Raw genomic sequence first — 25136 nt, 5'->3', positions numbered from 1 at the left:
TCTTATGGCTCTACATCATTGCCGGCTTGCGGTAACATCGTCGTTAATCAAACAAGGATCTGGAAATAATGCAAAAAATTGCGACCTGGAACGTCAACTCTCTGAAAGTCCGCCTGCCGCAAGTGCTGCAATGGCTGGCCGATAACCCGGTCGACGTATTGGCCCTGCAGGAAACCAAGCTGACCGACGACAAATTTCCCGCGGCGGAAATTGAGGCGGCCGGCTACCATGTGGCGTTCAGCGGCCAGAAGACCTATAACGGCGTGGCCATCCTGTCGCGCCATCCGATCACCGATGTGGTCAAGAACAATCCGCGCTATGAAGACCTGCAGCAGCGCATCATCGCCGCCACCATAGACGGCATGCGGATTGTCTGCGCCTATATCCCTAACGGCCAGTCGCTCGAATCGGAAAAATACCAATACAAGCTGCAGTGGCTGGATGCCTTGCACGACTGGCTGCAGGACGAATGCAGGCAGCATCCGAAGCTGGCCTTGATGGGCGACTACAATATCGCCCCGGAAGACCGCGATGTCCACGATCCTGCCGCCTGGGTCGGGCAAAACCTGGTGTCGCCGCCCGAGCGCGCCGCTTTCGTCCGCTTGCTGGGGCTGGAGCTGACCGATGCTTTCCGCATGTTCGAACAGCCGGAGAAACTGTTCAGCTGGTGGGATTACCGGCAGATGGGATTCCGCCTGAACCGCGGCATGCGCATCGACCATATCCTGCTGTCGCCGCCGTTGGCCGCGCAGTGCACGGCCTGCGTCATCGACCGGGCGCCGCGCAAATGGGAACAGCCGTCGGACCATGCGCCGGTGATCGCGACGCTGGGTTAAGTAATTCGGGCGCGGGAATAAAAACGGGGTGCCGGCATTGCTGCCGGCACCCCGTTTGCCATGCCAGTTACCGATTACTTGGCTGCGGCGGCGCGATTCATCAGGAACGTGGTCAGCAGGGCTACCGGGCGTCCGGTTGCGCCCTTGGCTGCGCCGCTTTTCCATGCCGTGCCGGCGATGTCCAGGTGGGCCCAGGTGTATTTCTTGGTGTAGCGCTCCAGGAAACAGGCTGCAGTGATGCTGCCGCCGGCCGGGCCGCCGATATTCGCCATGTCGGCGAAATTCGACTTCAGCTGTTCCTGGTAGCTGTCTTCGATCGGCATGCGCCATGCGGTGTCGCCGGTCGCCTTGCCGGCGCTCAGCAACTCTTCCGCCAGGGCGTCATGCGCGCTGTCGTGACGCGTGAACAGGCCGGAATTGTGGTGGCCGAGCGAAGTGACGCAAGCGCCGGTCAGCGTCGCGATATCGACCACGGCTGCCGGCTTGAAGCGCTCTACGTAGGTCAGCGCATCGCACAGCACCAGGCGGCCTTCGGCGTCGGTGTTGAGGATCTCGATGGTCTGGCCCGACATCGAAGTGACGATGTCGCCCGGTTTGGTGGCGGTGCCGGACGGCATGTTCTCAGTCGCCGGAATGACGCCGATCACGTTCAGCTTCAGCTTCAGCTCGGCGATGGCGCGGATAGTGCCCAGCACTGAACCGGCACCGCACATGTCGTATTTCATCTCATCCATGCCGGCGCCGCCCTTGAGCGAGATGCCGCCGGTGTCAAAGGTGATGCCCTTGCCTACCAGCACGGTCGGCGCATCCTTGGCCTTGCCGCCCAGGTGCTTGAGGATGATGAACTTCGGCGCTTCGCCGCCGCCGCGTGCAACCGACAGGAAACTGCCCATTTTCAGGGCTTCCAGCTGCTTGCGGTCGAGTACTTCGACCGACAGCTTGAATTCCTTGGCCAGTTTCTTGGCTGTGTTGGCGAGGTAAGTCGGGGTGCAGACATTGCCAGGCAGGTTGCCCAGTTCCTTGGTCAGGTCGATGCCGTTGGCCAGCGCCACGCCTTGCGCCAGGGCTTCCTTGGCGACAGCGGCTTTGGCGGCGGCGACCAGGAAGGCGACCTTCTTGATGCCGGATGTTGTCTCTTTTTTACTTTTCAGGGTGTCCGAGCGATAGCTGTTATCGCGCAGCACCAGGATACTGCTGCGGATGGCCCATGCCAGGTCGCGCTCCTTGACGGCGTCAAACGGCAGCGCCAGCAGGGCGTCGGCGCCGCCCAGCGTCGCCAGGACGCGCGCCACGCACAGGGCCGCCATCGACGTCACCTTGTCGTTCAGCTCGCCGTCCGCGCCAAGGCCGATCAGCAGCACGCGTTCGGCGGCGACGCCGGCGACTTTGCGCAGCAGCAGGGTGGAGCCTGGTTTACCGGAAATATCTCCGGACTTTAGTGCAGCAGTGATTTCACCAGATTTGTCAAGAGCTTGCGCTTGTGGCGAGAGTTTCTTGTTTTCATAGATCCCGACTGCGATACAGCCGGCTTTCAGAGAGGCAATTGAGGTTTTTGCGTCAATGGTTTTTATGCTAAAGTCCATCACTTACTCCTTTTTTTGATCCGCAATTATATTCCCCAATGATCTTTCAGCGCGCACTACGACGCGAATTAATTAGCACCGCCGGTGCAGTTTTCACTACGCTCTTCACAATTATCATCACGGTGATGCTGATCAAGATTCTGGGACAAGCAGCCGGAGGACAGATTGCGTCCCAGGACGTGGTCGCGCTGATCGGTTTCCAGTCCCTGAACTACATGCCGATCCTGCTGATCCTGACCGGCTATATCTCGGTGCTGCTGGTGGTCACGCGCAGCTACCAGGATTCGGAAATGGTGGTCTGGTTCGCTTCCGGCCAGAGCCTGGTGCGCTGGATCCAGCCGGTGCTGTGGTTCGGCCTGCCGATCATCGTCCTGACCACTTTCCTCAGTTTTGTGGCGACGCCGTGGGCCAACAGCGAGAGCGCGCAATACCGCGAACGCTTTGAGAAGCGTGAAGACATTTCCCGGGTTTCGCCCGGCAAGTTCCAGGAATCGGCGTCGGCCAACCGCATCTACTTCGTCGAAGGGCTGACCGGCGACGCCAGCAAGGTCAAGAATGTCTTCGTCAATACCCAGCAGGACGGCAAGAACAGCATCGTGGTGGCCAAGGAAGGCAATGTCGAGCTGGACAAGAACGGCGACAAGTTCCTGATCCTGTCGAAAGGGCGGCGCTATGACGTCCTCTCCGGCCAGAACGAGTTCCGGGTCATGGAATTCGAGCGTTACGGCGTGCTGGTGGCCAGCAATTCGCAAGCGGTCAACGGCGACAAGTCGGCGCGCGCCTTGCCCACCGCCGACCTGCTGAAAGACCGCAACGGCTTCAACATGGGCGAGCTGCTGTGGCGCCTGTCGCTGCCGCTGATGGCGCTGTGCCTGATGCTGCTGGCGATACCGCTGAGTTTTGTCAATCCGCGGGTCGGACGTTCGGCCAGCCTGCTGATCGCGCTGCTGCTGTTCATTACCTACAGCAACGTGACCAATATCTTCCAGGCCGCGGTAGTGCAGGGACGAATGTCGTTCGGCGTCGGCTGGTGGCCGATGCACCTGGTGGTGCTGGCCATCATCGCTTTGCTGTTCCTGTGGCGGCTCAACGTCAATAGCCGCTGCCATCCTCTGGTCATGTGGTCCGCTGTCAAGCACGCACGCCTGCTTAAAAACAAAAAAACGATCAAGAAAACGGCGGCAACATGAAAGTCCTGCAGCGTTATTTCACTTCCGAGATAGTCCGGTCCGTCCTGTTCACGCTGGCGGCGTTCCTGGCGCTGTTTGCCTTCTTCGACTTGATGAATGAGCTGCCGTCGGTCGGCCGCGGCGGCTATAAATTGCAGCATGCCTTCTTTTTCGTCCTGCTCGGCTTGCCGGGCTACGCCTACGAGCTGATGCCGATTGCGGCCCTGATCGGCACCATCTATACCTTGTCGCAATTCGCTGCGCGTTCCGAATTCACCATCATGCGCGTCTCCAGCATGTCGACCATGATGACCGCCAGGATCCTGGTCAAGATCGGCTTGCTGTTTGTGGTCGCCACGGTATTGATCGGGGAATTCGTGTCGCCCAAGAGCGCCGAGTTTGCCGAGAAGGTGAAGCTGGAAGCCAAGGGCTCGTCGATCTCGCAGAAATTCAAGACCGGCTTGTGGAGCAAGGACGTGATACGGTCCGGCGGCACCAGCGGCGACATCATCGGTTCGCGCTTTATCAATATCGGCGAAATCCGCCCGGACGGCCGGCTGATCGGCGTCAAGCTTTACGAATTCGACCGCAACCTGCACATGACGGCCCTGATCCTGGCCGGCCACGCCGACTACAAGGGCCAGCACACCTGGAACATGGAGGACGTGGTGCAGACCGATTTTGTCAACGGCACCTCGACCGAAGACATCACCAGTTCGATCGCTACCAAGAAATTCCCGAGCAAGGACCTGGTGTCGGAAATCACGCCGGAAATCCTGTCGGTCCTGTTTGCCGACCCGGACCATATGTCGGCCTACAACCTGTGGTCTTATTCCCAGCATCTGGCGGAGAACAACCAGCACACCGAGCGCTACGACATCGCGTTCTGGAAAAAGCTGGTGTACCCCTTGTCGGTATTCGTGATGATGGCGCTGGCCCTGCCGTTCGCCTACCTGCATTTCCGCACCGGCGGCGTCAGCCTGAAGATCTTTACCGGCATCATGATCGGCGTCAGTTTCCAGCTGGTCAATACGCTGTTTTCGCATCTCGGTTTACTCAACACATGGCCGCCCTTTTTCACCGCGGCCTTGCCCAGCACCATCTTCCTGCTGATCGCCATCGGCGCCTTGTGGAAGATCGAGCGAAACTGACGCCGCGCCTTGCGCGAAGATAGGGGAAACCATGTCTCAGTCTGCCTCTCATTCCACACCTCGCCAGGCGCTTATCCTGTTCGCCCACGGCGCCCGCGATCCGAGCTGGGCCGCGCCGTTCGAGTCCCTGCGGCAGCTGATCCAGCGCCAGCGGCCGCAGCTGCTGGTCAAGCTGGCTTTCCTTGAATTGATGCAGCCCGACCTGCCGCAGCTGCTGCAGCAGCTGGTTGCCGCCGGCGTCAGCGAAGCCAGCGTGGTGCCGGTATTCCTGGGGCAGGGCGGCCATGTGCGGCGCGACTTGCCGGCATTGATCGCACAGGCCCGCCAGCAGCATCCGCAACTGGCCATCACGGTGGCGCAGGCGGTAGGCGAACAATCCGACGTACAGGACGCCATCGTCCGTTACTGCCTTTCTACTCTGCCGCCTGGGTAATGCTGGCGCAGGTCTGCTGTCCCTTCGTTTGCAGCCAGCCGATAAAATTCGCCAGCACCGGGTCCTGGCCGCCGGGGCGGAACAGCAAGTGGAATCCTTTGTCGCGCAGCAGCAGGTCAGGGAACAGCGGCAACAGGCTGCCATGTGCGAGATCGTCCTCGATCAGGGCCAGCGATCCCAGCGCTACCCCAAGATCGGTCAGCGCTGCCTGCAAACTTAAAAAGAAATGTTCATAGATCTGGCCGGGAAGCTGGCCCTTGACCGCCACGCCGACTGCGCTGAACCAGCGCGTCCAGCTTTCCGAGCGGCTCGACAGGTGCAGCAGCGATGCCTGCAGCAGGTCGGCCGGCGCCTTGAAGCGGTGCTGCTGCAGGTAACGCGGCGACGCTACCGGCGTCAGCACGTCGTCCAGGAAGCGTATGCACTCGTACTCAGCGCGATGCATGGGACTGCGCCGTATCAGCACATCGAACGGTTCCTTGATGGCGTCGACGGCGACGGTCGAGGTGGTGACGCGGATTTCGACACGCGGGTTTTTTATCTGGAACGAGGACAGCCGCGGAATCAGCCAGCGCATCGCCATGGATGGCGTGCAGCTGACGCGGATGATGCGCACCTTGCCGGTATTGAGCAGCTGTTCGCCCGCCAGCGCGATGCGGTCGAGGCCGGCTTTGACGTCGGCAAAAAATATCCGCGCCGCCGCCGTCGGCTCGACGCCGCGCTGGCCCCTGACAAACAGGGTCTGGTCGAAATGCTGTTCCAGCAGCTTGATCTGCTGGCTCACCGCGCTGTGCGTCAGGTGCAGCTCGGCGGCCGCCAGCGTCAGGCTGCCGGTCCGTACAACGGCTTCAAATACGCGCAGCGGCTTGAGCGGGGGCAGTCGTGTTTTCATGTTAAAAAAACTTATATTGGGGATAGTTAATACGGCTTTAAGAAAAACCTGGGCGGACCTATTCTACAGCCATGGCAATCGGTTACGGAGCCTCCGATTTTTAGGCTCGCCGCTGGGAGTTCGATATGGCGTTTTCTAATATATTTTCTAATGGTAAATTGCAGCACCTGGTACAAAAGCTGGTGGCGTCGGGCGGCGGCGCAGCAGATTCGGAACAGGCTTATCTTGCTGCGTCCCGGGATCACCAGGACCTGGAGCGGCGCTTGCGGGTGCTGGATTGCCGGCACGGATCGGTCCTGCATACTTTGCGGGTGCTGAAAATCAGTTCCTATTAATTCTGTCGAACGCCGGCCGTCATCGGTGTGATGGTTCGGCGATACATATTTTGTGGCGAAAGTAAAGGGTTTTTACTTGACAGAATAGCTAGCCGGAAATATAATCCCCGCATTGCATCACATGGAGGTCCATATCTTGGACAGTTGTTCTAGTAGTAGACGTGGATGGGCCCTCAGCCCGGCACATAGCGCATAACCCTTAGCAGACCTCCCTCCGCTACAGCTTGTGCTATATGCGAGCTGTAGTATCGCGGCAAGCTATGCCGCAGCGATACTCCCATCCGTTTTTTTGCAAGACCGTTTTTCGTGCCGCCATCCGGCGGATTGCGTACGGCTGTGTTTGGCCATGTGCTTGCTTCAGGCGCACAGGCTTGACGCCGGCCGCGGCAATGCGCCTGGCAGCGCGGCTGACGGAAGTGGGAAGGAGATCGCCATGCCATTCGATAAACTGCATGCATTTTTCAACAAGCGCCGTTTTGCTGCGTCCGGCGACAGCGGCGAGACAGCTTTGCCATACCGTATCGTGACCACTTGCCGCAGTTCGGAAGTGGCCAAGCTCGAAGAGCTGATGCGGCGGCTGCTGTCGGCGTATGACGTGACTTACCAGGGCAGCGAACCTGCAATACAGGCGCATCTGACCAGCATCACGGTCGAAGTGATGTGTTCGGTGCGGGAACGCGGCGGACTGGTGCAATTGGTCACCCGCCTGGCGCAGGAAATCAGCGTGCGCAGCGTACGCTGGGAGAGCATTCCCCAGCGTTCGGCACGTCCTGTCCAGGACCGGACCGCATCTCGCGCCCGGCACGCTGCCGCGGCGCAGCCGGCATAACCAGGAGTTAGTGAAATGGACTGTTCCAGTTGTCCGAGCTACCGGACTAAAAAATTAGCACCAGAAAATAGTAAAGCAGGCGTGAGTTTGCCTGTCCCCGTCTAGCTATCCCACCTTTCCGGTGTCGATTGGCCAGGCTGGACAGCTTGCAATCGACTGGCGGAATGTCTTTTTCGCAGTCGTCCGTGCCATTGCCGGCACCTCGCCACGCTTTACATGTCGACCTTGTTTCCGAATCGGAAGCAGCACATGAAAAGGTGAAATGATGGCTATCAAAACCCTGCTGGGCATGGGCCCGAACAATCGCAATAACAGCGGCAGCAGCTGGACTTTCGGCTGGACGCCAAGCCAGGCATCGGCGCTTTCCGGCAACGTAAAAAATGCCGCCAAGCGTGAAGCCGGCCATGGCGAGCGCCAGGTCGGCGTCTACGGCGTACTGGCGACGCGCAATCTCAACGGGCGCTGAGCGCCGGTTGCAATCCGATGCCTGAAAGCCGGCTCCTGCCGCTGTTGGCGGCGGGACGGCTGGTTATTTGAATGCGGCAGTTTCCCGGCGTTGCAGCAGTGCAGGGCCTTGGCCGTCGCTAAGGAGCAAGAAGGAGCAAGAAATGAAATGGGAATTTTTGAACAAGAGAGTTGCAGTATTTCTGGTATTGACCGTAATAGCCGCCGGCCTGGTCAGCTGGATCAATGTTTTGTCGCCTGAAGACCGTGCCGATCAGTCCGGCCAGGTCCTGCAAAAAGCGCTGGCCTCGCCGGCGCACGGCAAACCGCTGCGGTGAGCGCTGACGGCGTCAGGCCGCATCCTGCCGGTCTTGCCGGCCGGTTTCCAGCGTTTGCCGGGCGCGGCTAGCCAAAGCCTCGCCTATCATTACCAGCACCGGGCCTTCGCACAACTGCAAGCCTGACTCCAGCTGGTCCAGCCGCAAGCGCTGGATGCGCTGGTTGTCGCGGCTGCAGTTTTCCACTACGACAACCGGGGTTGAGGCAGCACGGCCTTGCGCCAGCAGGCGCTGTGCAGTGGCCGCCGCTTCACGCCCGCCCATGTACTGCACCAGCGTGTCGCAAGAAGGAATATTGACTTCATCCGATTCGCCCGGAGCCGTGCTCGAGGTGAAGAAAGCAACGCTGCGCGCCACGCCGCGCTTTGTCAATGGCTGTTGGGAAGTTGCCGCGGCCGCCAGCGCAGCGCTGATGCCTGGCACCACTTCGACTGCGATGCCATGCTGTTCCAGCGCCCGCAGTTCTTCATCGGCGCGGCCGAACAGCATCGGGTCGCCACCCTTCAGGCGGACTACCACTGCGTATTTACGCGCATTGTCGATCATCTGCTTGTTGATGAACTGCTGCGCGGTGGACAGCTTGCCGCAGCGTTTCCCGACCGGGATCTTCAACGCTTGCGGGCACAATGCAAGCATCTCTTCGGTAACCAGCGCGTCATGCAAGACGACATCGGCCTGCGCCAGCAGCCTGGCGCCGCGCACGGTAATCAGGTCGGCCGCGCCGGGGCCGGCGCCGATCAGGTAAACCTTGCCGTAGGCAGGTTGGCGGGAGGAGTGAGTAGCTTGCATGGCTTGCCTGTCCAATCTATTGCTGCCAGTCAGTCGAGTCCGGGTTGCAGACGAATCATGCCGGCGGCCACGGTCTGGTGGGTGACTTCGTCAATCAGGATGAAAGCGCCGGTCGCGCGGATCGCATCGTAGGAATCGGCAGCGATGGCTTGCTGCAGGTTGAGCGAGACGCGGGCGATATCGTTCAGCTTGAGCGATTCGGCCGGGCGCCGTTCCTGGGTGTTGATATCGAGCAGCGTATCGACCTTGGAGATGCGCGCCGCGACCTGTTTGGTGCTGTGTTTCATCCAGTACTTGCGGCGCAGGTCGAGTGCGTCTTCCGACAGCCAGCAGAGGTCGGCGCTGACGGTTTTCAGCAAGGCTGGCGCGCGTTCGACCGAAGTCAGCATGTCGCCGCGCGAGATGTCCAGGTATTCGTCCAGCAGCAAAGTGACCGACTGGCCGACCACGGCCGACGGCAGCGAACCTTCCAGCACCAGGATGTCTTTCACCGTAGCGCTCTGGCCGCTCGGCTGCACCACCAGCTTGTCGCCCTTGTGGACCTTGCCGGCTTCGATGCGGCCCATGTAGCCGCGGAAGTCGTTGGCTTCGTGGCCGTTGTGGCGCGCCACCAGCTGCACCGGGAAGCGGAACGGCTCGTCATGCGATTCGTCGTAGACGCTGAGCGATTCCAGCAGCTCGATCAGGGTCGGGCCCTGGTTCCACGGCATGTTGTCGCCGGCTACCACCACGTTGTCGCCGGCCAGCGCCGACAGCGGGATAGGACGTACGTCGCGCAGGCCCAGCTGTGCGGCAAATTCCTGGTAGGCGGCAACGATGCGGTCGTACACGACCTGGTCGTAATTCACCAGGTCCATCTTGTTGACGGCGACGATCACGTGCTCGATCTGCAGCAGGTGGGCAATGGTCGAATGGCGTTTGGTCTGGGTCAGCAGTTCGACGCTGCCGTCGTCGCCCAGCTTCACCTTGGAAACGTCGATCAGGATGATGACCGCATCCGCGGTTGAAGCGCCGGTCACCATGTTGCGTGTGTATTGCTCGTGGCCCGGGGTATCGGCGATGATGAATTTACGCTTCGGCGTGGCGAAATAGCGGTAGGCGACGTCGATCGTGATGCCTTGCTCGCGCTCGGCTTCCAGGCCGTCGGTCAGCAGCGACAGGTCGATGGTGTCGCCCACCGTGCGTTTGTGCTTGGCGCGCGAGATGGCGTCGAGCTGGTCGGCGAAAATGCCCTTGCTGTCGAACAGCAGGCGGCCGATCAGCGTGCTCTTGCCGTCATCTACCGAACCGGCGGTGATGAAACGCAGCAGGCCGCGTTCTAGCGGCGCGTTGTCGGCGGTGACGGTATTGGCAACGGTGTTTACAACGGCGTTCATCAGAAATATCCTTCTTTTTTGCGTTTTTCCATCGAGGCTTCCGAAGTCTGGTCATCCATCCGGGTAGCGCCGCGTTCCGTGATTTGCGTCACCGCGGTTTCAGCGATGATGGCTTCCACGGTAGCCGCATCGGAGGCGACCGGGCAGGTGCAGGAAATGTCGCCGACGGTGCGGAAGCGCACTTCGCGCAGTTCCGCGGTTTCGCCTTCCCTGGCCGGCGTCAGGTCGGTCAGCGGCACCAGCAGGCCGTTGCGCGGGATCACCTGGCGCTGGTGGGCGAAATAGATCGGCGGCAGTTCAAGTTTTTCGCGCGCGATGTATTGCCAGACATCCAGCTCGGTCCAGTTGGAAATCGGGAACACCCGCATGTTTTCGCCTGGATGGACACGGGTGTTGTAGAGATCCCAGAGCTCAGGGCGCTGCGCCTTCGGGTTCCATTGGCCGAACTCGTCGCGGAACGAAAAAATGCGTTCCTTGGCGCGCGCTTTTTCTTCATCGCGGCGGGCGCCGCCGATGCAGGCGTCGAACTTGTGTTCGGCAATGGTTTCCAGCAGGGTCACGGCTTGCGCGGCATTGCGCGAATCGGTCAGCGGATTGCGCAGGCGCACCGTGCCGCGCTTGATCGAATCCTCGACTGAACCGACGATCAGGCGTTCGCCCAGCTCCGCGACACGCTTGTCGCGGAAGGTGATGACTTCTTCAAAATTGTGCCCGGTATCGATATGCACCAGCGGGAAAGGGAATTTGCCCGGACGGAACGCTTTCTCGGCAATCCGCAGCAGCACCACAGAATCCTTGCCGCCCGAAAACAGCAATGCCGGATTGCTGCACTCGGCCGCCACTTCGCGCATGATGTGGATCGCTTCCGATTCCAGCCAGTCCAGATGGCGGTTGGCGGCCTTGTCCAGGAAAAATTTTTCAACAACTGTGTTCATGTCGGTTCTTGTCATTTGAAGATGCGATGATTCAGGCGTTTGGCTGAGAGACGGACTTGATGCGGATCAGTTTGCCGTCGACCACATGCAAGCCGCATTCCTTCGATTCGGGATTTTCCCACCACCAGCGGCCGGCGCGCACGTCTTCGCCCGGCTGGATGGCGCGGGTGCAGGGTTCGCAGCCGATCGACGGATAACCTTTGTCGTGCAGCGGGTTGTACGGCACATTATTGCCGCGGATGTATTGCCAGACATCGTCCTCCGACCAGTCGGCCAGCGGATTGAATTTGGCCATGCCGTGCGCTTCGTCCTGTTCCTGCACATGCAGTTCGGCGCGCGTCTGCGATTGCGCCCGGCGCTGGCCGGTGATCCATGCCTTGTTGCCAGCCAGGGCGCGCTTCAGCGGTTCGATCTTGCGGATCCGGCAGCATTCCTTGCGCATCTCTATGCTGTCGTAAAACGCGTTCAAGCCGTTCTGTTCGACATAGGCAGCCACGGCTTCAGGCTGCGGCCGGTATGGCGTGACGTCGTAGCCGTAGGTTTCCTTGATGCGATCCAGCATGCCCAGCGTTTCGGCATGCAGGCGCCCGGTTTCCAGGGTGAAGATGGCGATCTTGCCCTGCAGCCGGTTGCGCAGGATCAGGTCGGTCAGCACCATGTCTTCGGCCGCCAGGCTGGAAGCGAACACCGCCGGCGTATATTCGGCGGCGATTTTTTCCAGCGTCGCCTTGGTGGCGGCGACCAGTTCCGGCAGTGATGAGGTCGGGCTGTTCATGGTCAGTCCTGGCTCACGGCTTGGCGCTGCACGCGGCGGAACAGCGGCGTTTTCTCATCCCACGAAGTCTGGTATTTTTCCGAGAAATCGGTCAGGCCTTTGAGGGCGTCGTTGATGTCCTTGTCGGCGCGTACCGCAAAGGCGTTGAAACCCACGCGCTGCATGTAAAACAGCTGGTCGCGCAAGACATCGCCGATGGCGCGCAGTTCGCCGTTGTAGCCAAGGCGGGTGCGCAGGTTGTAGGCGATCGAATAGCCGCGGCCGTCGGTGAATTTGGGGAAATCGACCGCGACCAGGGAAAAGCGCGCCAGGTCGTCTTTCACTACGTCCGCTTGCGCATCGCTGCTCAGCCATACGCCTACTTCCGCACGCTCCAGCAATTGCGCGCGCTGGGCGCTCCAGACGCTGAACGGCACGATTACCCGGCCGGCAGGGATGCTGACGCTGTCGGCGCTGTCGCCTTCGTTCAGGCGCAGCACGCTCCAGTCGTCGGCGACGACATTGCGGTTCTTGATGATATTAGTAGACACAGGCGTCCTCTCCATGGGTGTAGCCGGTCGGGATCGGGCTGGCGTAGACAAATTCCTTGAAGGGCGCGATGCCCAGGCGCTGCACCGTATCGATGAACAGCTCTTCTTCGGTGCGCTGCTGTACATACACGCTCAGCAGGCGCTCGATCACTACCGGCATTTGCTGCGCCGAGAACGATGGCCCGATGATCTTGCCGATGCTGGTGCTGTTGCCTTGCGCGCCGCCGATGGAAACCTGGTACCACTCGGAGCCGTCCTTGTCGACGCCGAGAATGCCGATGTTGCCGACATGGTGATGGCCGCAGGCATTGATGCAGCCCGAGATATTCAGTTCGATGTCGCCGATGTCGTGCTGGAAATCGAGGTTGTCGAATTTCTCCGCGATGGCTTGCGCGATCGGGATCGACTTGGCGTTGGCCAGCGAGCAGAAATCGCCGCCGGGGCAGCAGATGATGTCGGTCAGCAGGCCGATGTTCGGCGTCGCCAGTCCTTGCGCCTTGACTGCCTGCCACACTGTGAACAGCTCGCTGATCTTGACGTCGGCCAGCACCAGGTTCTGTTCGTGCGTCACGCGCACTTCGCCGAAGCTGTACTGGTCGGCCAGGTCGGCCACGAAATCGAGCTGGGCGGCAGTGATGTCGCCAGGCGGCACGCCGGTCTTCTTGACCGAGAGGATGACGGCGGCATAGCCGCTCACCTTGTGCGCCTTGACGTTGCGCTTGAGCCAGTTGGCGAACGCCTTGTTGTCTGCCTTGTGCGCCTCGAAGGCGGCATCGTCGGCAGGCAGGGTTTCGTAGGGCGGCGGCGTGAAATACTGGGCGATCCGCTGCAGCTCTTCAGCCGTCAGCGTAGCCGGGCCGTCCTTGATGTCGAGCCACTCGGCTTCTACCTGGCGCGCGAATTCCTCGGCGCCCAAGGCTTTCACCAGGATCTTGATGCGCGCCTTGTACTTGTTGTCGCGGCGGCCGTGCTGGTTATAGACGCGCAGGATCGCTTCCAGGTAGGTCAGCGCGTGCTGCCACGGCAGGAATTCGCGGATCACGCTGCCGATGATGGGAGTACGGCCCATGCCGCCGCCGACCAATACGCGGAAGCCGACTTCGCCCTCGGCATTTTTCACCACATGCAGGCCGATATCGTGCACGGCGGTAGCGGCGCGGTCTTGTTCGGCGCCGCTGATGGCGATCTTGAATTTACGCGGCAGGAAAGCGAACTCGGGATGGAAGGTGCTCCATTCGCGGATCATTTCAGCGTAAGGGCGCGGATCGATGATCTCGTCGGCGGCGACGCCGGCCAGCTCGTCCGAGGTCGTGTTGCGGATGCAGTTGCCGGAAGTCTGGATCGCATGCATTTCAACCGTGGCCAGCTCGGCCAGGATGTCGGGCGACTGTTCCAGGTTGATCCAGTTGAACTGGATGTTCTGGCGCGTGGTCAGGTGGCCGTAGCCGCGGTCGTACTTGCGGGCGATGTGGGCGAACATGCGCACCTGCGGCGAAGACAGCATGCCATACGGCACGGCGATGCGCAGCATGTAGGCATGGCGCTGCATGTACAGGCCGTTTTGCAGGCGCAGCGGCAGGAACTCTTCTTCCGTCAGCTCATCTGCCAGGCGGCGTCTTACCTGGTCGCGGTATTGCGCGACCCGTTCCTTGACTATCAGGTGATCGTATTGATCGTAGCGATACATCTTCGTCTTCCTTATGGGTTGCGGCGAAATTCGTCATGAACCCGCCGCGCCTTTATAAATGGATGCCGGGACTGCGCTGGCGCAATCCTTTCGTCACTTAGTAAATCAGTTTTACCGCAACGCTGGTCAGCGTCAGCGCCAGCAGGCCGCGCAGGAATTTTTCCGGTACTGCGCGCGCCGCCAGCGAACCGAGCGTGATGCCAGGCACCGAGCCGAGCAGCAGCGCGCCCAGCAGGTTCCAGTCGATCGAGCCCAGCCACCAGTGGCCGAGAGCGGCGATCGCGGTCAGCGGCACGGCGTAGGCGATGTCGGTGCCGGCGACTTCCGCCGGCGACAGGCGCGGATACAGCAGCACCAGGATGGTGGCGCCTACTGCGCCGGCGCCGATCGACGACATGGTGACCAGGGCGCCAAGCACCAGTCCTGCAAAAATCGTGGCCGCCGTCAGCTTCCTGCCTTGCAAATGTTTTTCCGGATGGGCGTTCAGCCAATGCTGCAGCTTGCCTTTAAACAGCAGGGCGATCACCGTCAGCAATACCGAACCCGCGATCGAATAGCGTATCACCTGGCCGATTTCGGCGCTGATGCCGCCCAGGTACTTGAGCGCCAGCGCGGTGGCGATGGCGGCCGGCAGCGCGCCCAGCGACAGCAGCTTGACGATATCCCAGCGCACGGTGCCGCGCGAGCGGTGAGCGACGGTGCCGGCGACCTTGGTCACCGACGCAAACGCGAGGTCGGTGCCGACGGCGACACTTGGATGGATGCCGAACAGCAAGGTGAGCAGAGGCGTCATCAGCGAGCCGCCGCCGACGCCAGTCAATCCAACCAATACTCCGACGGCAAAACCGCTCACTACATAAGAAACAGTCATATCACCTCGTACGAAACACCTGGAATCGTAATAAACTTCACATATATCTCCAACTACAGACTATTTATTTGCTTATATGCGCATTTGATATATGCAAATACGGCAAATACGCTTGCTTTCGGGAGCTGGAAGCAGGGGCGTTGGAGCGTGGTTGTTTTTTTGTAATGCATGGGAATTTGTTTTTTATCAAGTTCCCGGTTGTGCCGGACAGATTCTCATATAAAGAAAACCAAGGAAAATCCATGAATCTCCATCAGTTCCGTTTTGTCCGCGAGGCGGTGCGCCAGAACTACAACCTGACCGAGGCGGCTAAGGCATTGTATACGTCGCAGCCGGGTGTCTCCAAGGCGATCATCGAGCTGGAGGAAGAACTGGGCGTTGATATTTTTACACGCCACGGCAAGCGTATCCGCGGACTGACGGAGCCGGGGCGGGCGGTATTGCGCTCGGTCGAACTGATCATGCAGGAAATCGATGGCCTCAAGCGCATCGGCAACGAATACGCGGCGCACGACAGCGGCAGCTTCACGATCGCCACTACCCATACCCAGGCGCGTTATGCGCTGCCTAAGGTGGTGCAGGCGTTTACCTTGAAGTTTCCCAAGGTCCGCTTGTCTTTGCTGCAAGGCAATCCCAAGCAGGTTGCCGACATGGTGCGCAACGACCAGGCGGACCTGGCCTTGGCGACCGAGGCTATCGTCAACGCCGACGGCCTGGTGACCTTGCCTTGTTACCAGTGGGAGCATGTGGTGGTGGTGCCGCCGGATCATCCTTTATTGCAATCGAAAGCGATCACGCTGGAAGAGATCGCTGCTTTTCCGCTGATTACCTACGACAGCGCGTTTACCGGCCGGACCAAGATCGACCATGCCTTTTCTTTGCGCAACCTGAAGCCGGATGTGCTGCTGGAGGCGATTGACGCCGATGTCATCAAGACGTATGTCGAGCTGGGCATGGGGGTGGGGATTATCGCCGGGATGGCGTTCGATCCGGAACGAGACGGCGGCTTGCGTTCGATTCCGGTCGGACACCTGTTCGGCACCAACATTTCGCGGGCGGCCGTGAAGCAGGGGGCTTATCTGCGCAGCTATGTGTATACCTTCATCGAGCTGCTGGCTCCTACCATGAACCGCAAGCTGATCGAGCAGGTGATGAACGGCGAAAAGGACATGTACGAGCTATAGCCACGGTAGTTAAATGGGGTCAGAGTCGAGTTAAATGGGGTCAGAGTCGAATTGTTGACCGGTCAACAATTCGACTCTGACCCCATTTAACGCGGAGTACATATCGTTGCACTCAACGAATGTCCGCACCGCGCTAATTTTTAATAACCAGCATCCCGCACAGCATCCTCGGTAGCATGCTTCGCCACTTCTATGCGATGCATCGCATGCCGTTGCAGTTCCAGCACCCGCGGATCGTCTTCGCGCTGGCCGGTGTCGTTGCGGGCGCGTTCCAGCGCGTCGATGGCGTCGTGCAGGCGGCCGCGGTGGTCGAGGCGGGCGTCGGGGCGTTCTTCCTGGTAGATGTCTTTGCCCACGTACTGGGCAAGCTGGCTGATTTCACGCGTCGCCGCGTCGATTTCCGCCAGGGCCAGCTGTTCGCTCCTGCCCATTTGCCAGTTGTCGCCGGGACGGTGGTCGATCAGCCAGCGGGCGGCGTGCAGGTCCGCCAGCGCATGCAGGTATGCGCCGTGGTGGCCTGGTTCGTCGGCTTGCGCGGCGAGCGGCAGCACCGCGGGAACCAGCAGCAAGGAAAGCACGAGTTTGTGGATTGGTTTCATGGGATCTCCGGGATTGTTCTTGTGTGCCGAAGGCATGCGGGCTCAGCCATGCTGCCGGCGCCGCATTGCCGATCAGCGATAGTAGTAGGGATGCGGAGCGTAATAGCCGCGTGCCGGGACGACCACGCAACCGCTGACCGCGGTACACAAAGTGATGCCGAGCACGATTAATCCGATGAGCTTTTTCATGTTGATCTTCTTTCCTGTTTGAGTTGCTACGAGGTCAGAATGCCATCGGGAGATTGATACAGGTGCTTCCAGGCGGTGTGAGATGTAACGGTTTGTTAGGTTCGCCGCAATCGGCAACAAGCGCATGGAGCCAGGCAGCGCAACCTGGCTGCGCTGCCCTGGAACCGGCTTATGCTACTCGGAGACGACAGTTGTTTCGGCCTTGGCATGCAAGGTAATGAGCGGCACTTTGCTTACCAGCCACAACGCGATCACGGTGACCACTACCGCCAGCCCGACTCCCATATGGATCGATCCGATCAGCGCTTCGCGCGCCGCTTCCAGCAGCAGCTGGCCCTGGTGGCCGGCATTCGCCAGCTGCGCCAGCACGGTGGCCTGGGTTTCATGGCTGATCAGGATCTGCGGGTCGGCAAAACTGCTGAACCAGCTGTCCGCCTTGTCCTGCGCCAGCGCCTGGCGCACGCTGCCGGCGTACATGTGGTTGATCAGGGTGCCGATGATCGCGGTGCCGAGCATGCTGCCGATCATGCGCAGCGATTGCATCAGCGCGGTGGCGATGCCGAGGTGCTCGCGGCCGGCTTCCTGCTGGATGAAGATGGTCAGGTTGGGCAGGATGAATCCCAGGCCGAGCCCGCCTATCAGCATGAACGCGGCGATCACGCCGTGGGAAGTCCAGCGGTTCGAGATCACCACGCCGAGGCAGGACAGCGCCAGCAGGCTGAAGCCGATGTAGAGCATCACGTTCGGATTCTTGATCTTGGTGATGATGCGGCCGTTGGAAATGCTGCCGACCATGATGCAGGCCACCAGCGGCGTGATCAGCAAGCCGGCTTCCTGCGGCGACAGGCCGAACCCGCCCTGGTACAGCAGCGGCGCATAGAACATCAGCGAAAACATGGAGAACCCGCTCAGCACCGACAGCAGGAACAGGATCGACAGCCTGGGGTCGACCAGCAAGTCGAACGGCAGGATCGGCTGCGGTGTGTGATGCTCCCATTTCCACAGGGCGACGAAGGCGATGATGCTGGCCGCCAGCAGGCCCAGCATGCCAAGCGACAAGCCGTGCTTGGGCAGCATCTCGACGAACAGCTGCAGGCATCCCAGCGACGCGGTGATCAGCAGGGCGCCCGGCCAGTCGAGGCGGATCTTGGCGTCAGGATGGGTATGGCGCAGGTGCGGCAGGTATTTGTAGACGAAGAACAGCGACAGCACGCCGACCGGCAGGTTGACGTAGAACACCCAGCGCCAGCCCCAGTATTGCGTCAGGAATCCGCCCAGCGACGGTCCCACCGCGGTGGCGATGCCGAACGCCGTGCTCATCATCACTTGCCAGCGCAGGCGCACGTGGGCGCCGGGGAACAGGTCGGGGATGCAGGCGAACGCGGTGCCCACCAGCATGCCGCCGCCGATGCCCTGCAAGCCGCGCGCGATCACCAGCCACAGCATGCTGTTGGCCATGCCGCACAAGATGGAGGCGGTGGTGAACAGCAGGATGGAGACCAGCACGAAGGGCTTGCGGCCGTAAAAATCGCCGAGCCGGCCGAAAATCGGCACGGTGATTACCGAGGTCAGCAGGTAAGAGGTCGCCACCCAGGCGTACAGATCAAAACCCTTTAATTCGGCGACGATGGTCGGCAATGCCGTGCCGACCACGGTCGAGTCCAGCGCCACCAGCATCACCACAAAGGCGATGCCAAGCATGGCAAGCAGGGATTCACGGAACGGTAAAACCTGGTCGCTCGAGTGAGCGGAGGCGGAATGGATAGCCATATTGTTGTTTATCGGCGGAACCGCCGGTTGGGGGAACGGGGCACTGATTACCGTAACCAGCCTGCGCAGGGCGAGGGCCGATTCATTATTGCAAACACAAGATCATACGCCTCTTGGCGCGTTTCTGCTGCTGCTCCGCTGCCCTTGGCCGATATCGTATTTGGGGGATTTGCCCGGCGATAATTTATAATCATGTCTTTGCGCCCAAATCCGATGAATCCGCTGCCTCCCAGTTTTTCCGACCAGACGCTGCGCCAGCTGCGGCGCGCCTGGCGCAAATACGGCATTTTATGGCTAGGCGCGGTGCTGGTGGGCTTGATTGCGGTGCTCTACGCCTGGCTGATGGATGTCGGCTTCGGCATGTTCCGTTCCATGCAGCAGTCGCATTTCTGGCTGCCGCTGTTTATCACGCCGGCGGTCGGCGCCTTGTGCGTGTGGGCCACGCGCCGCTATTTTCCCGGTTCCGAAGGCAGCGGCATTCCGCAAGTGATCGCGACGCTGGAAGAGGACACCAGCCAACGCGGCGAATCGCTGCTGTCGCTGAAAATATTGGCGGGCAAGATCGGGGTGTCGTTCATCGGCATCCTGGGCGGCTTCACCATCGGCCGCGAAGGCCCTACGGTGCAGGTCGGCGCAGCCTTGATGTTCAACCTGCGGCGGCTCTATCCGCGCGCCAGCGCGGCATTGGAGCGGCGCCTGATACTGGCAGGGGCGGCGGCAGGCTTGTCGGCGGCATTCAACACGCCGCTGGCCGGGATCGTGTTTGCGATTGAAGAATTGACGCGCAGCTTTGAACATCGCGCCAGCGGCGTCGTCATTACCGTGATCATTTTTGCCGGCGCGGTGGCGCTCGGCTTGAACGGCAACTACACCTACTTCGGCACGATACAGATCGACAGCGCAATGACCGACATGGTGGCGCTGGCAGTGCTGGTTACCGGCATCCTGACCGGCGTCGCCGGCGGCATGTTCGGCTGGCTGCTGTTGAATGCCAAGCGCTGGATCCCGGCCCGGATCCAGCATTTGCGCAGCACCCGCCCGATCGCTTTCGGCGCGCTGTGCGGCTTGCTGGTGGCGGTGATCGGCGTGATTGCCGGCGGCGCCACTTTCGGCAGCGGTTATGTCGAGGCCAAGGGCTTGCTGGAAGGGCAGCAGCAGCTGTCAGTGTTTTATCCCTTCCTGAAAATGGCGTCGATGGTGTCGTCCTACCTGCCCGGCATCCCCGGCGGCATTTTTGCGCCGTCGCTGTCGATCGGCGCCGGTTTCGGCAACCTGCTGCACCAGGTGTTCAGCCACACCTCGTTGCCGATGCTGATTGCGCTGGCGATGGTGGGTTACCTGGCGGCCGTCACGCAATCGCCGATCACCGCATTCGTGATCGTGATGGAAATGATCAACGGCCATGCGCTGGTGATCTCCCTGATGGCGACGGCGCTGATCTCCAGCCGGGTGTCGCGGCTGTTTGTGCCGCCGCTGTATGACGCGCTGTCAGAGCGCTACCGGGTCGCCGCGAGTGCGGCGCTCGTCAATTTGGAAAAAACGGAAGTTAAGCAATTAGGAAATGAGTCGGGAAAATGATTAATACAGATATGGTGGCTTATTACGCCAAACGTGCTTCGACTTACGAAGAGATTTACCAGCGCCCGGAGCGCCAGGATGAACTGCTGACCCTGCAGGTGCGGGTGCAGGAACTGATGGAAGGCCACGATGTGCTGGAGCTGGCCTGCGGCACAGGATTCTGGACCGAACAGATCGCCGCCTCGGCAAAATCGGTCTACGCCACCGATATCAACCCGGAGATGATTGAACTGGCCAAGGCCAAGAAACTGCCGGCCGGCAAGGCGACTTTCGCGCTGGCGGACCTCAACACCTTCCAGCCGGATCGTCCGTTCACTGCGTGTTTCCTTGGTTTCTGGTGGTCGCACGTAGGGCGCCAGGACCAGGTGCGTTTCATCGCCCAGCTGCGCGAAAAATTGGGCAAGGATATCTTGCTGGTGATGATAGACAACGGCTACGTCGAGGAACAAAGCACGCCGATCGCCCGCACCGATGCGGATGGCAATACCTACCAGTTCCGCACCCTGCCCAACGGCGAACGTTACGAAGTCATGAAGAATTTCCCGACCGACAGCGGCCTGCGCAAGAAGCTGGCGCCGCTCACGCGCGAACTGCGCATCCTGCGGCTCGAATACTACTGGCTGCTCAGCTGCCGCATCAAATAAGGCAGCGTTAGTTCTTGGCGCCGGCCGCGGGCGCTGCCGGGGAGGAATCCGGCAGCGCGGTGTCTACCGCGGCCAGCGGAAAATTCGCCCATTCGGTGGCGAAATGCACCTTTGGGTCGTCATCCACTTTTTTCTTGATGCGCAGGTTGAAGCCGCGCATGACTTCGCTCTGGGTTTGCGGCTTGGTGCGGATGCCGGCCAGCAGCGCCACGCCGTTCAAATCGAAGCCGTTGACCCCGTAGATCTCGATCGGCTGCAGCAGCAGCCTGCGCAGGCGGCGGTCTTCCAGCATTTCGGCGCCGGTTTCGCGCATCAGGCGCAGCGCCTGGTCGACGTCTGAATCGTGGGTGATGCTCAGCTTGAGCGAGGCATAGGTATATTCGCGCGAATCGTTCTTGATCGCCGTGATCTGCGAAAACGGCACGCTGTGCACCGAGCCGTTGCTGTCGCGCAGGCGCACGGTGCGGATGGTCAGGTTTTCCACCGTGCCGGCGTGGCCGTTGCCGACATCGACCCAGTCGCCGACCGACATCGAATCTTCCATCAGGATGAAGACGCCGGTGATCAGGTCCTTCACCAGCGATTGCGAACCGAAGCCGAACGCCAGCCCGACCACCCCGGCCGAAGCCAGCAGCGGCGTGACATTGATGCCGAGGTTGGCCAGCGTGGTGATGACGGTGATGGTCAGGATCAGCAGCATCAGCGCATTGCGCAGCAGGGGCAGGATGGTGCGCATGCGGGTGCTCGGGTTCTTGCGCGCGTAACGGCTGTTGCGGGTCGGATTGATGGATTCCTGGATGAAGGTGTCGAGCAGGATCCAGACCAGCCAGGCCACCACCAGCGTCAGGCCGATCTTGCCCAGCGCCGAGACGATCATCTGGCCGATCAGGGTGGCGTTGGCGAATTCCAGCAGCGAATGTTCCCAGATCCTGGTCAGCAGTTCGAAGAAACCGATCCACAGCGCCAGCTGCAGCAGGCTGAAGCCGACGTTGCTGAGGCGCAGGATGTAAGGAGATTGCCGCCGCGTGGCCACCGCAGTCGTCTTGCGGGCGCGCACGCGCTGCAGCAGCGCGCTGATGAAAAACATGGCGATCAGCAGCGCCGCGCTGGCCAGCGCATGGTTGAGCGCCGAATTGTTGCTCGACAGGTCAAGGATGGTGGCGACGCTGACGGTGACGCTCAGCAGCAGGATCGGTATGTACCAGAACGCGGCCACCACTTCCAGCGTTTCCATGCGCGCCGGGTGGTCGCGCCGCACCGCCAGCGGCCGGTTGCGGATGATGTGCGCCACCGGGCGCCGGAACAGCAGGGCGAACACGCCGCCCAGTATCGCCGCCACCAGGCTGGCCAGGGTCGCCGTCACGCCGGCCAGGTGGACGCCGATGATCTGGTTCACATGAGGATTGTCCAGAGCGTCGCCGAGCCAGCCGGCGCAGCCGATCACATACAGCAGGTTAAAGCCGCGCTGGTACAGGATATGCACCGCGACCATGCGGTGGCCGCCGTGCGACAGCGAAAAAATGATGGCGCAGACGGCCTGGAACAGGCGTGCGCCGACCAGGGTGTACAGCAGCACGGTGGCCAGGGTCCGTCCCAGCGATTGTCCGTGCGCGCTATCCAGGCTGATGGTGACCGAGATTTCCACCACCAGCGCCAGCAATATCGGTGCGATATGGCGCCAGATATACAGCAGCAATTCCTTCATGCTGGGATCGGACGACAGCTTCGTTTCGACCTTGAAGCGCCGCTGCAGCCACTTGCCGAGATAGTACAGGGCGACGGCGACGGCGCCGAACAGGGCCAGCATGGCGAGGAAGCTGGCCAGCACCTGCCATCCGGTTTCCGACTCCTGGCGCTGCAGGATGGTCGACAGGTCTGCCCAGGCGAGGGAAAACTGCTGGTTCCAGAATTTTTCCGGCGTGACGACTTGCTTCAGATGCGCCTGGAAAGCATCGAGGCTATTGGAAATCAGGCCGATGAAGCCCTTTTGCTCGGGCGACGCCTTGCTGTTCTGCTGCTCTGCCTGGATCAGCGTGGCTACCAGGCTGCCGGTGGCGGGATTGCTTTGCAGGACCTTGGACAGCGAGTCCAGCGCGGACGGCGCCGGCGCTGCGGCGGGCGGGGTGCTGGCGCTGCTGGCGGAAGCCGCCGCGGCCGCGTGAACCGGCCCGGCGCCGGTTAGCACCAGGCTCAGCAGCAAGCCGCACAGCATGCCCATCAGCAAGCGGACTATGGAAGGGGAAGCGCTGGTCTTCATGTCGGCTGGGCAAAAGTCATAAAGTGACAATCTTACCGTACCGCTGCCGTATGGTCCGCAAGTTAAGCGCATGTCAAAAAAACATGCAGCCAACGGCCGATCGGCGGCAACCAGCCGCTGCACGCTTACGCCGCCGGCAAATCGTCTTCCATGTAGGCGCGCACGATGTCGTCGAAACCGGCGTCGCCGGCAAAACCCAGCGCCGTTGCGCGGCTGGCGTCCCAGGCTCCCGGCCAGCTTGAGATGATGCGGTCGATGGCCGGATCGTGGACCCATTCCACCCGCGCCGCGACCTGTTTGCCGGCGACCCGCTCCAATGCCGCGACCATGTCGGCGACGGTAACCGAGATCCCCGGCAGGTTGACGGTGCGGCTCTTGCCGAAGGCTTCGGCCGGCAGCGTGCAGCCGTGGATCAGGCTGGCGATCACTTTGCGCGGCGACAGCAGCCACAGGCGTACATCCGGCGCCACCGGGCAAACCGCTGGCTGGCCGTTGAGCGGTTCGCGGATGATGCCGCTGGCGAAAGACGAGGCGGCCTGGTTGGGCTTGCCGGGCCGCACGCTGATGGTCGGCAAACGCAATACGCGGCCATCGACAAATCCCTTGCGGCTGTAATCGTTGAGCAGCAGTTCGGCGATCGCCTTTTGCGTGCCGTAAGACGATTGCGGATTGAGCGCGGTATCGTCCTGCACCACGGCCGGCAGCACGCCGCCGAATACGGCGACGGAGCTGGTGAAAATCACGCGCGGCACGTTGGCGCAGGAACGGCAGCGTTCCAGCAGCAGGCGCGACGCGTCGAGGTTGATGCGCATGCCGAGGTCGAAATCGGCTTCGGCCTGGCCGCTGACAATCGCCGCCAGGTGAAATACCGCCGCCGTCTGCGGCGTGATCACGCGCTCCAGCAAAGCGCGCTCGGTGATGTCGCCGGTGACTTGCTCGATCCGGGCATCGTCGAAGCCGGCGGCGGCGGCGACGTCGACCAGGGTGATCTTGCTGATGGCTTGCAGCTGGCCGTTGCGGTCCGGCAGGCTGCCTTGCTTGAGCAGGCTGCGCGCCAGGCGCTGGCCGAGGAATCCGGCGCCGCCGGTGATGACTACTTGCATGGCAATTCCTTATTGAGCGTTGTTCGAAGCTTGCTTATAACCACGGCTTGAGCCAGCCCAGGCCGTCGGAAGTGGCGGCGCGCGGCCGGTATTCGCAACCGATCCAGCCTTGGTAGCCGAGGGCGTCGATCAATTCGAACAGGTACGGATAATTGATCTCGCCGCTGTCCGGTTCATGCCGTTCCGGCACGCCCGCGACCTGGATGTGGCCGATGCCGGCCTGCGGCCGCACCATGTCGCGCTTGAGCTTGACCGCCAGGTCGCCTTCGACGATCTGGCAGTGGTAGAGGTCGAACTGCACCTGCAGGTTGCGGGCGCCGACCTCGGCGCAGATCGCCTGGGCATCGTCCTGGCGGTTCAGGAAGAAGCCGGGGATATCGCGCGTGTTGATCGGCTCGATCACGATCGTGATCCCATGCGCCGCCGCTTCCGCCGCCGCATAGGCGAGGTTTTCCAGGTACACGGCGCGATGGCGGGCACGGTCCTGCTGCGGCTGGATCAGGCCGGCCATCACGTGCAGTTTCCGGTTGCCGAGCGCTTGCGCATATTCCAGGGCGGTGGCGACGCTGCGCTTGAATTCATCTTCGCGTCCCGGCAGCGAAGCAATGCCGCGTTCGCCGGCGGCCCAGTCGCCCGGCGGCGCGTTGAACAGCGCCTGCGTCAAGCCGTTGTCCCGCAGCCTGGCCTGCAGCTCGGCAGCGGCATGCTCGTACGGGAACAGGAACTCGACGCCCTCGAAACCGTCCCTGGCCGCAGCCGGAAAGCGGTCAAGGAAGGCGTGCTCGTTGTACATCATGGTGAGGTTGGCGGCAAAACGCGGCATTGCAGGACTCCCGGAA

The 25136-nt window shown here is 61.3% G+C and carries 25 protein-coding genes; 11 read left to right on the top strand and 14 right to left on the bottom strand.

The features are described 5' to 3' along the window. The first annotated feature begins 68 nt into the window (after nt 1-68). Nucleotides 69-836 carry an exodeoxyribonuclease III gene (xth, locus tag AC07RZ_RS15470; protein WP_342829002.1) on the top strand — a complete coding sequence of 256 codons (768 nt, stop codon included), beginning with the start codon at nt 69-71 and terminating at the stop codon, nt 834-836. A gap of 74 nt (nt 837-910) precedes the next feature. On the opposite strand, the gene AC07RZ_RS15465 is transcribed toward xth, so the two are convergent. Then, nucleotides 911-2419, bottom strand: a complete 1509-nt coding sequence (locus AC07RZ_RS15465) for a leucyl aminopeptidase (protein WP_494668576.1) — start codon at nt 2417-2419, stop codon at nt 911-913. A 38-nt stretch (nt 2420-2457) separates the two neighbouring features. Between AC07RZ_RS15465 and lptF the strand changes: the two genes are divergently transcribed. Genes lptF through AC07RZ_RS15450 form a run of 3 tightly spaced genes read left to right on the top strand, consistent with a single transcriptional unit; the run spans nt 2458 to nt 5172 of the window. Then, nucleotides 2458-3609: an LPS export ABC transporter permease LptF gene (gene lptF, locus AC07RZ_RS15460; protein WP_494668575.1), complete on the top strand. Its 1152-nt coding sequence runs from the start codon at nt 2458-2460 to the stop codon at nt 3607-3609. Beyond that, a complete protein-coding gene (gene lptG / locus AC07RZ_RS15455) occupies nt 3606-4739 on the top strand; it encodes an LPS export ABC transporter permease LptG (protein WP_494668574.1) in 1134 nt (377 codons plus the stop codon). Before lptF ends, lptG begins: the two co-directional genes overlap by 4 nt. A 31-nt stretch (nt 4740-4770) precedes the next feature. Further along, nucleotides 4771-5172 (top strand): sirohydrochlorin chelatase, encoded by a 402-nt coding sequence (locus AC07RZ_RS15450; RefSeq protein WP_342828999.1) that lies wholly within the window; start codon nt 4771-4773, stop codon nt 5170-5172. Here AC07RZ_RS15450 and AC07RZ_RS15445 read toward each other — a convergent pair. After that, complete coding sequence (locus AC07RZ_RS15445) at nt 5153-6064, bottom strand: LysR substrate-binding domain-containing protein (protein ID WP_494668573.1); 912 nt, start codon at nt 6062-6064, stop codon at nt 5153-5155. The two genes, AC07RZ_RS15450 and AC07RZ_RS15445, sit on opposite strands and share 20 nt — an antisense overlap. A 125-nt stretch (nt 6065-6189) precedes the next feature. Between AC07RZ_RS15445 and AC07RZ_RS15440 the strand changes: the two genes are divergently transcribed. The 4 genes from AC07RZ_RS15440 (at nt 6190) to AC07RZ_RS15425 (ending at nt 8010) form a co-directional block, all read left to right on the top strand. After that, nucleotides 6190-6399, top strand: a complete 210-nt coding sequence (locus AC07RZ_RS15440; protein ID WP_494668572.1) for a DUF3563 family protein — start codon at nt 6190-6192, stop codon at nt 6397-6399. A gap of 433 nt (nt 6400-6832) precedes the next feature. Continuing rightward, the gene (locus AC07RZ_RS15435) at nt 6833-7228 is read left to right on the top strand and encodes a hypothetical protein (RefSeq protein WP_144738913.1); all 396 of its coding nucleotides are present in this window, start codon (nt 6833-6835) and stop codon (nt 7226-7228) included. A gap of 262 nt (nt 7229-7490) precedes the next feature. Further along, the gene (locus AC07RZ_RS15430) at nt 7491-7694 is read left to right on the top strand and encodes a hypothetical protein (protein ID WP_494668571.1); all 204 of its coding nucleotides are present in this window, start codon (nt 7491-7493) and stop codon (nt 7692-7694) included. A gap of 142 nt (nt 7695-7836) precedes the next feature. Next, complete coding sequence (locus tag AC07RZ_RS15425; protein WP_494668570.1) at nt 7837-8010, top strand: hypothetical protein; 174 nt, start codon at nt 7837-7839, stop codon at nt 8008-8010. A 12-nt stretch (nt 8011-8022) separates the two neighbouring features. Here AC07RZ_RS15425 and cobA read toward each other — a convergent pair whose 3' ends face one another. The 7 genes from cobA to AC07RZ_RS15390 all read right to left on the bottom strand — a co-directional run bounded on the left by cobA (nt 8023) and on the right by AC07RZ_RS15390 (nt 14973). Further along, on the bottom strand, nt 8023-8799 hold the full coding sequence (gene cobA / locus AC07RZ_RS15420) for a uroporphyrinogen-III C-methyltransferase (protein WP_494668569.1): 777 nt from the start codon (nt 8797-8799) through the stop codon (nt 8023-8025). Nucleotides 8800-8828: 29 nt separating this feature from the next. Next, entirely contained in the window at nt 8829-10175 is a 1347-nt protein-coding gene (locus tag AC07RZ_RS15415) for a GTP-binding protein (RefSeq protein ID WP_144738910.1), read from the bottom strand. Further along, nucleotides 10175-11110 (bottom strand): sulfate adenylyltransferase subunit CysD, encoded by a 936-nt coding sequence (gene cysD, locus AC07RZ_RS15410; protein WP_092397468.1) that lies wholly within the window; start codon nt 11108-11110, stop codon nt 10175-10177. Before cysD ends, AC07RZ_RS15415 begins: the two co-directional genes overlap by 1 nt. Nucleotides 11111-11141: 31 nt before the next feature. Beyond that, complete coding sequence (locus AC07RZ_RS15405; RefSeq protein ID WP_494668568.1) at nt 11142-11885, bottom strand: phosphoadenylyl-sulfate reductase; 744 nt, start codon at nt 11883-11885, stop codon at nt 11142-11144. A 2-nt stretch (nt 11886-11887) separates the two neighbouring features. Then, a complete protein-coding gene (locus AC07RZ_RS15400) occupies nt 11888-12430 on the bottom strand; it encodes a DUF934 domain-containing protein (protein ID WP_494668567.1) in 543 nt (180 codons plus the stop codon). After that, nucleotides 12405-14102, bottom strand: coding sequence for a nitrite/sulfite reductase (locus tag AC07RZ_RS15395; RefSeq protein ID WP_494668566.1), 1698 nt, complete (start codon nt 14100-14102; stop codon nt 12405-12407). Before AC07RZ_RS15395 ends, AC07RZ_RS15400 begins: the two co-directional genes overlap by 26 nt. A gap of 97 nt (nt 14103-14199) precedes the next feature. Continuing rightward, nucleotides 14200-14973, bottom strand: a complete 774-nt coding sequence (locus AC07RZ_RS15390) for a sulfite exporter TauE/SafE family protein (RefSeq protein ID WP_092397476.1) — start codon at nt 14971-14973, stop codon at nt 14200-14202. 242 nt (nt 14974-15215) lie between these two features. On the opposite strand from AC07RZ_RS15390, the gene AC07RZ_RS15385 reads away from it, so the two are divergent. Next, on the top strand, nt 15216-16157 hold the full coding sequence (locus tag AC07RZ_RS15385; protein WP_092397478.1) for a CysB family HTH-type transcriptional regulator: 942 nt from the start codon (nt 15216-15218) through the stop codon (nt 16155-16157). Between the two features lie 140 nt (nt 16158-16297). Here AC07RZ_RS15385 and AC07RZ_RS15380 read toward each other — a convergent pair whose 3' ends face one another. Then, nucleotides 16298-16756: a hypothetical protein gene (locus AC07RZ_RS15380; RefSeq protein WP_144738906.1), complete on the bottom strand. Its 459-nt coding sequence runs from the start codon at nt 16754-16756 to the stop codon at nt 16298-16300. Between the two features lie 363 nt (nt 16757-17119). Beyond that, entirely contained in the window at nt 17120-18715 is a 1596-nt protein-coding gene (locus AC07RZ_RS15375) for an MDR family MFS transporter (RefSeq protein WP_494668565.1), read from the bottom strand. Nucleotides 18716-18907: 192 nt separating this feature from the next. On the opposite strand from AC07RZ_RS15375, the gene AC07RZ_RS15370 reads away from it, so the two are divergent. Beyond that, nucleotides 18908-20293 (top strand): chloride channel protein, encoded by a 1386-nt coding sequence (locus AC07RZ_RS15370; RefSeq protein WP_494668564.1) that lies wholly within the window; start codon nt 18908-18910, stop codon nt 20291-20293. After that, entirely contained in the window at nt 20290-20937 is a 648-nt protein-coding gene (locus tag AC07RZ_RS15365) for a class I SAM-dependent methyltransferase (protein ID WP_144738901.1), read from the top strand. Before AC07RZ_RS15370 ends, AC07RZ_RS15365 begins: the two co-directional genes overlap by 4 nt. 7 nt (nt 20938-20944) lie before the next feature. On the opposite strand, the gene AC07RZ_RS15360 is transcribed toward AC07RZ_RS15365, so the two are convergent. The 3 genes from AC07RZ_RS15360 to otnI all read right to left on the bottom strand — a co-directional run bounded on the left by AC07RZ_RS15360 (nt 20945) and on the right by otnI (nt 25120). Next, entirely contained in the window at nt 20945-23194 is a 2250-nt protein-coding gene (locus tag AC07RZ_RS15360) for a mechanosensitive ion channel family protein (RefSeq protein ID WP_494668563.1), read from the bottom strand. A 125-nt stretch (nt 23195-23319) separates the two neighbouring features. Then, the gene (gene denD / locus AC07RZ_RS15355) at nt 23320-24297 is read right to left on the bottom strand and encodes a D-erythronate dehydrogenase (protein ID WP_494668562.1); all 978 of its coding nucleotides are present in this window, start codon (nt 24295-24297) and stop codon (nt 23320-23322) included. A gap of 34 nt (nt 24298-24331) precedes the next feature. Continuing rightward, nucleotides 24332-25120: a 2-oxo-tetronate isomerase gene (gene otnI, locus AC07RZ_RS15350; RefSeq protein WP_494668561.1), complete on the bottom strand. Its 789-nt coding sequence runs from the start codon at nt 25118-25120 to the stop codon at nt 24332-24334. Nucleotides 25121-25136 lie beyond the last annotated feature (16 nt).

It is taken from the genome of Collimonas sp. GW821-FHT07E08 (assembly GCF_059418905.1).
The sequence above is the reverse complement of the archived record's forward strand: the minus strand, read 5'-3'. Positions and strand labels throughout refer to the sequence as shown.

Coding starts and splice junctions, on each gene's coding strand:
- lptF (WP_494668575.1), top strand. CDS start 2,458: ATGATCTTTCAGCGCGCACTACGACGCGAATTAATTAGCACCGCCGGT.
- AC07RZ_RS15430 (WP_494668571.1), top strand. CDS start 7,491: ATGATGGCTATCAAAACCCTGCTGGGCATGGGCCCGAACAATCGCAAT.
- AC07RZ_RS15395 (WP_494668566.1), bottom strand. CDS start 14,102: ATGTATCGCTACGATCAATACGATCACCTGATAGTCAAGGAACGGGTC.
- lptG (WP_494668574.1), top strand. CDS start 3,606: ATGAAAGTCCTGCAGCGTTATTTCACTTCCGAGATAGTCCGGTCCGTC.
- AC07RZ_RS15450 (WP_342828999.1), top strand. CDS start 4,771: ATGTCTCAGTCTGCCTCTCATTCCACACCTCGCCAGGCGCTTATCCTG.
- AC07RZ_RS15390 (WP_092397476.1), bottom strand. CDS start 14,973: ATGACTGTTTCTTATGTAGTGAGCGGTTTTGCCGTCGGAGTATTGGTT.
- AC07RZ_RS15435 (WP_144738913.1), top strand. CDS start 6,833: ATGCCATTCGATAAACTGCATGCATTTTTCAACAAGCGCCGTTTTGCT.
- AC07RZ_RS15365 (WP_144738901.1), top strand. CDS start 20,290: ATGATTAATACAGATATGGTGGCTTATTACGCCAAACGTGCTTCGACT.
- AC07RZ_RS15415 (WP_144738910.1), bottom strand. CDS start 10,175: ATGAACGCCGTTGTAAACACCGTTGCCAATACCGTCACCGCCGACAAC.
- AC07RZ_RS15385 (WP_092397478.1), top strand. CDS start 15,216: ATGAATCTCCATCAGTTCCGTTTTGTCCGCGAGGCGGTGCGCCAGAAC.
- AC07RZ_RS15360 (WP_494668563.1), bottom strand. CDS start 23,194: ATGAAGACCAGCGCTTCCCCTTCCATAGTCCGCTTGCTGATGGGCATG.
- AC07RZ_RS15440 (WP_494668572.1), top strand. CDS start 6,190: ATGGCGTTTTCTAATATATTTTCTAATGGTAAATTGCAGCACCTGGTA.
- denD (WP_494668562.1), bottom strand. CDS start 24,297: ATGCAAGTAGTCATCACCGGCGGCGCCGGATTCCTCGGCCAGCGCCTG.
- AC07RZ_RS15445 (WP_494668573.1), bottom strand. CDS start 6,064: ATGAAAACACGACTGCCCCCGCTCAAGCCGCTGCGCGTATTTGAAGCC.
- AC07RZ_RS15405 (WP_494668568.1), bottom strand. CDS start 11,885: ATGAACAGCCCGACCTCATCACTGCCGGAACTGGTCGCCGCCACCAAG.
- xth (WP_342829002.1), top strand. CDS start 69: ATGCAAAAAATTGCGACCTGGAACGTCAACTCTCTGAAAGTCCGCCTG.
- cobA (WP_494668569.1), bottom strand. CDS start 8,799: ATGCAAGCTACTCACTCCTCCCGCCAACCTGCCTACGGCAAGGTTTAC.
- cysD (WP_092397468.1), bottom strand. CDS start 11,110: ATGAACACAGTTGTTGAAAAATTTTTCCTGGACAAGGCCGCCAACCGC.
- AC07RZ_RS15375 (WP_494668565.1), bottom strand. CDS start 18,715: ATGGCTATCCATTCCGCCTCCGCTCACTCGAGCGACCAGGTTTTACCG.
- AC07RZ_RS15370 (WP_494668564.1), top strand. CDS start 18,908: ATGTCTTTGCGCCCAAATCCGATGAATCCGCTGCCTCCCAGTTTTTCC.
- AC07RZ_RS15400 (WP_494668567.1), bottom strand. CDS start 12,430: ATGGAGAGGACGCCTGTGTCTACTAATATCATCAAGAACCGCAATGTC.
- AC07RZ_RS15380 (WP_144738906.1), bottom strand. CDS start 16,756: ATGAAACCAATCCACAAACTCGTGCTTTCCTTGCTGCTGGTTCCCGCG.
- AC07RZ_RS15465 (WP_494668576.1), bottom strand. CDS start 2,419: ATGGACTTTAGCATAAAAACCATTGACGCAAAAACCTCAATTGCCTCT.
- AC07RZ_RS15425 (WP_494668570.1), top strand. CDS start 7,837: ATGAAATGGGAATTTTTGAACAAGAGAGTTGCAGTATTTCTGGTATTG.
- otnI (WP_494668561.1), bottom strand. CDS start 25,120: ATGCCGCGTTTTGCCGCCAACCTCACCATGATGTACAACGAGCACGCC.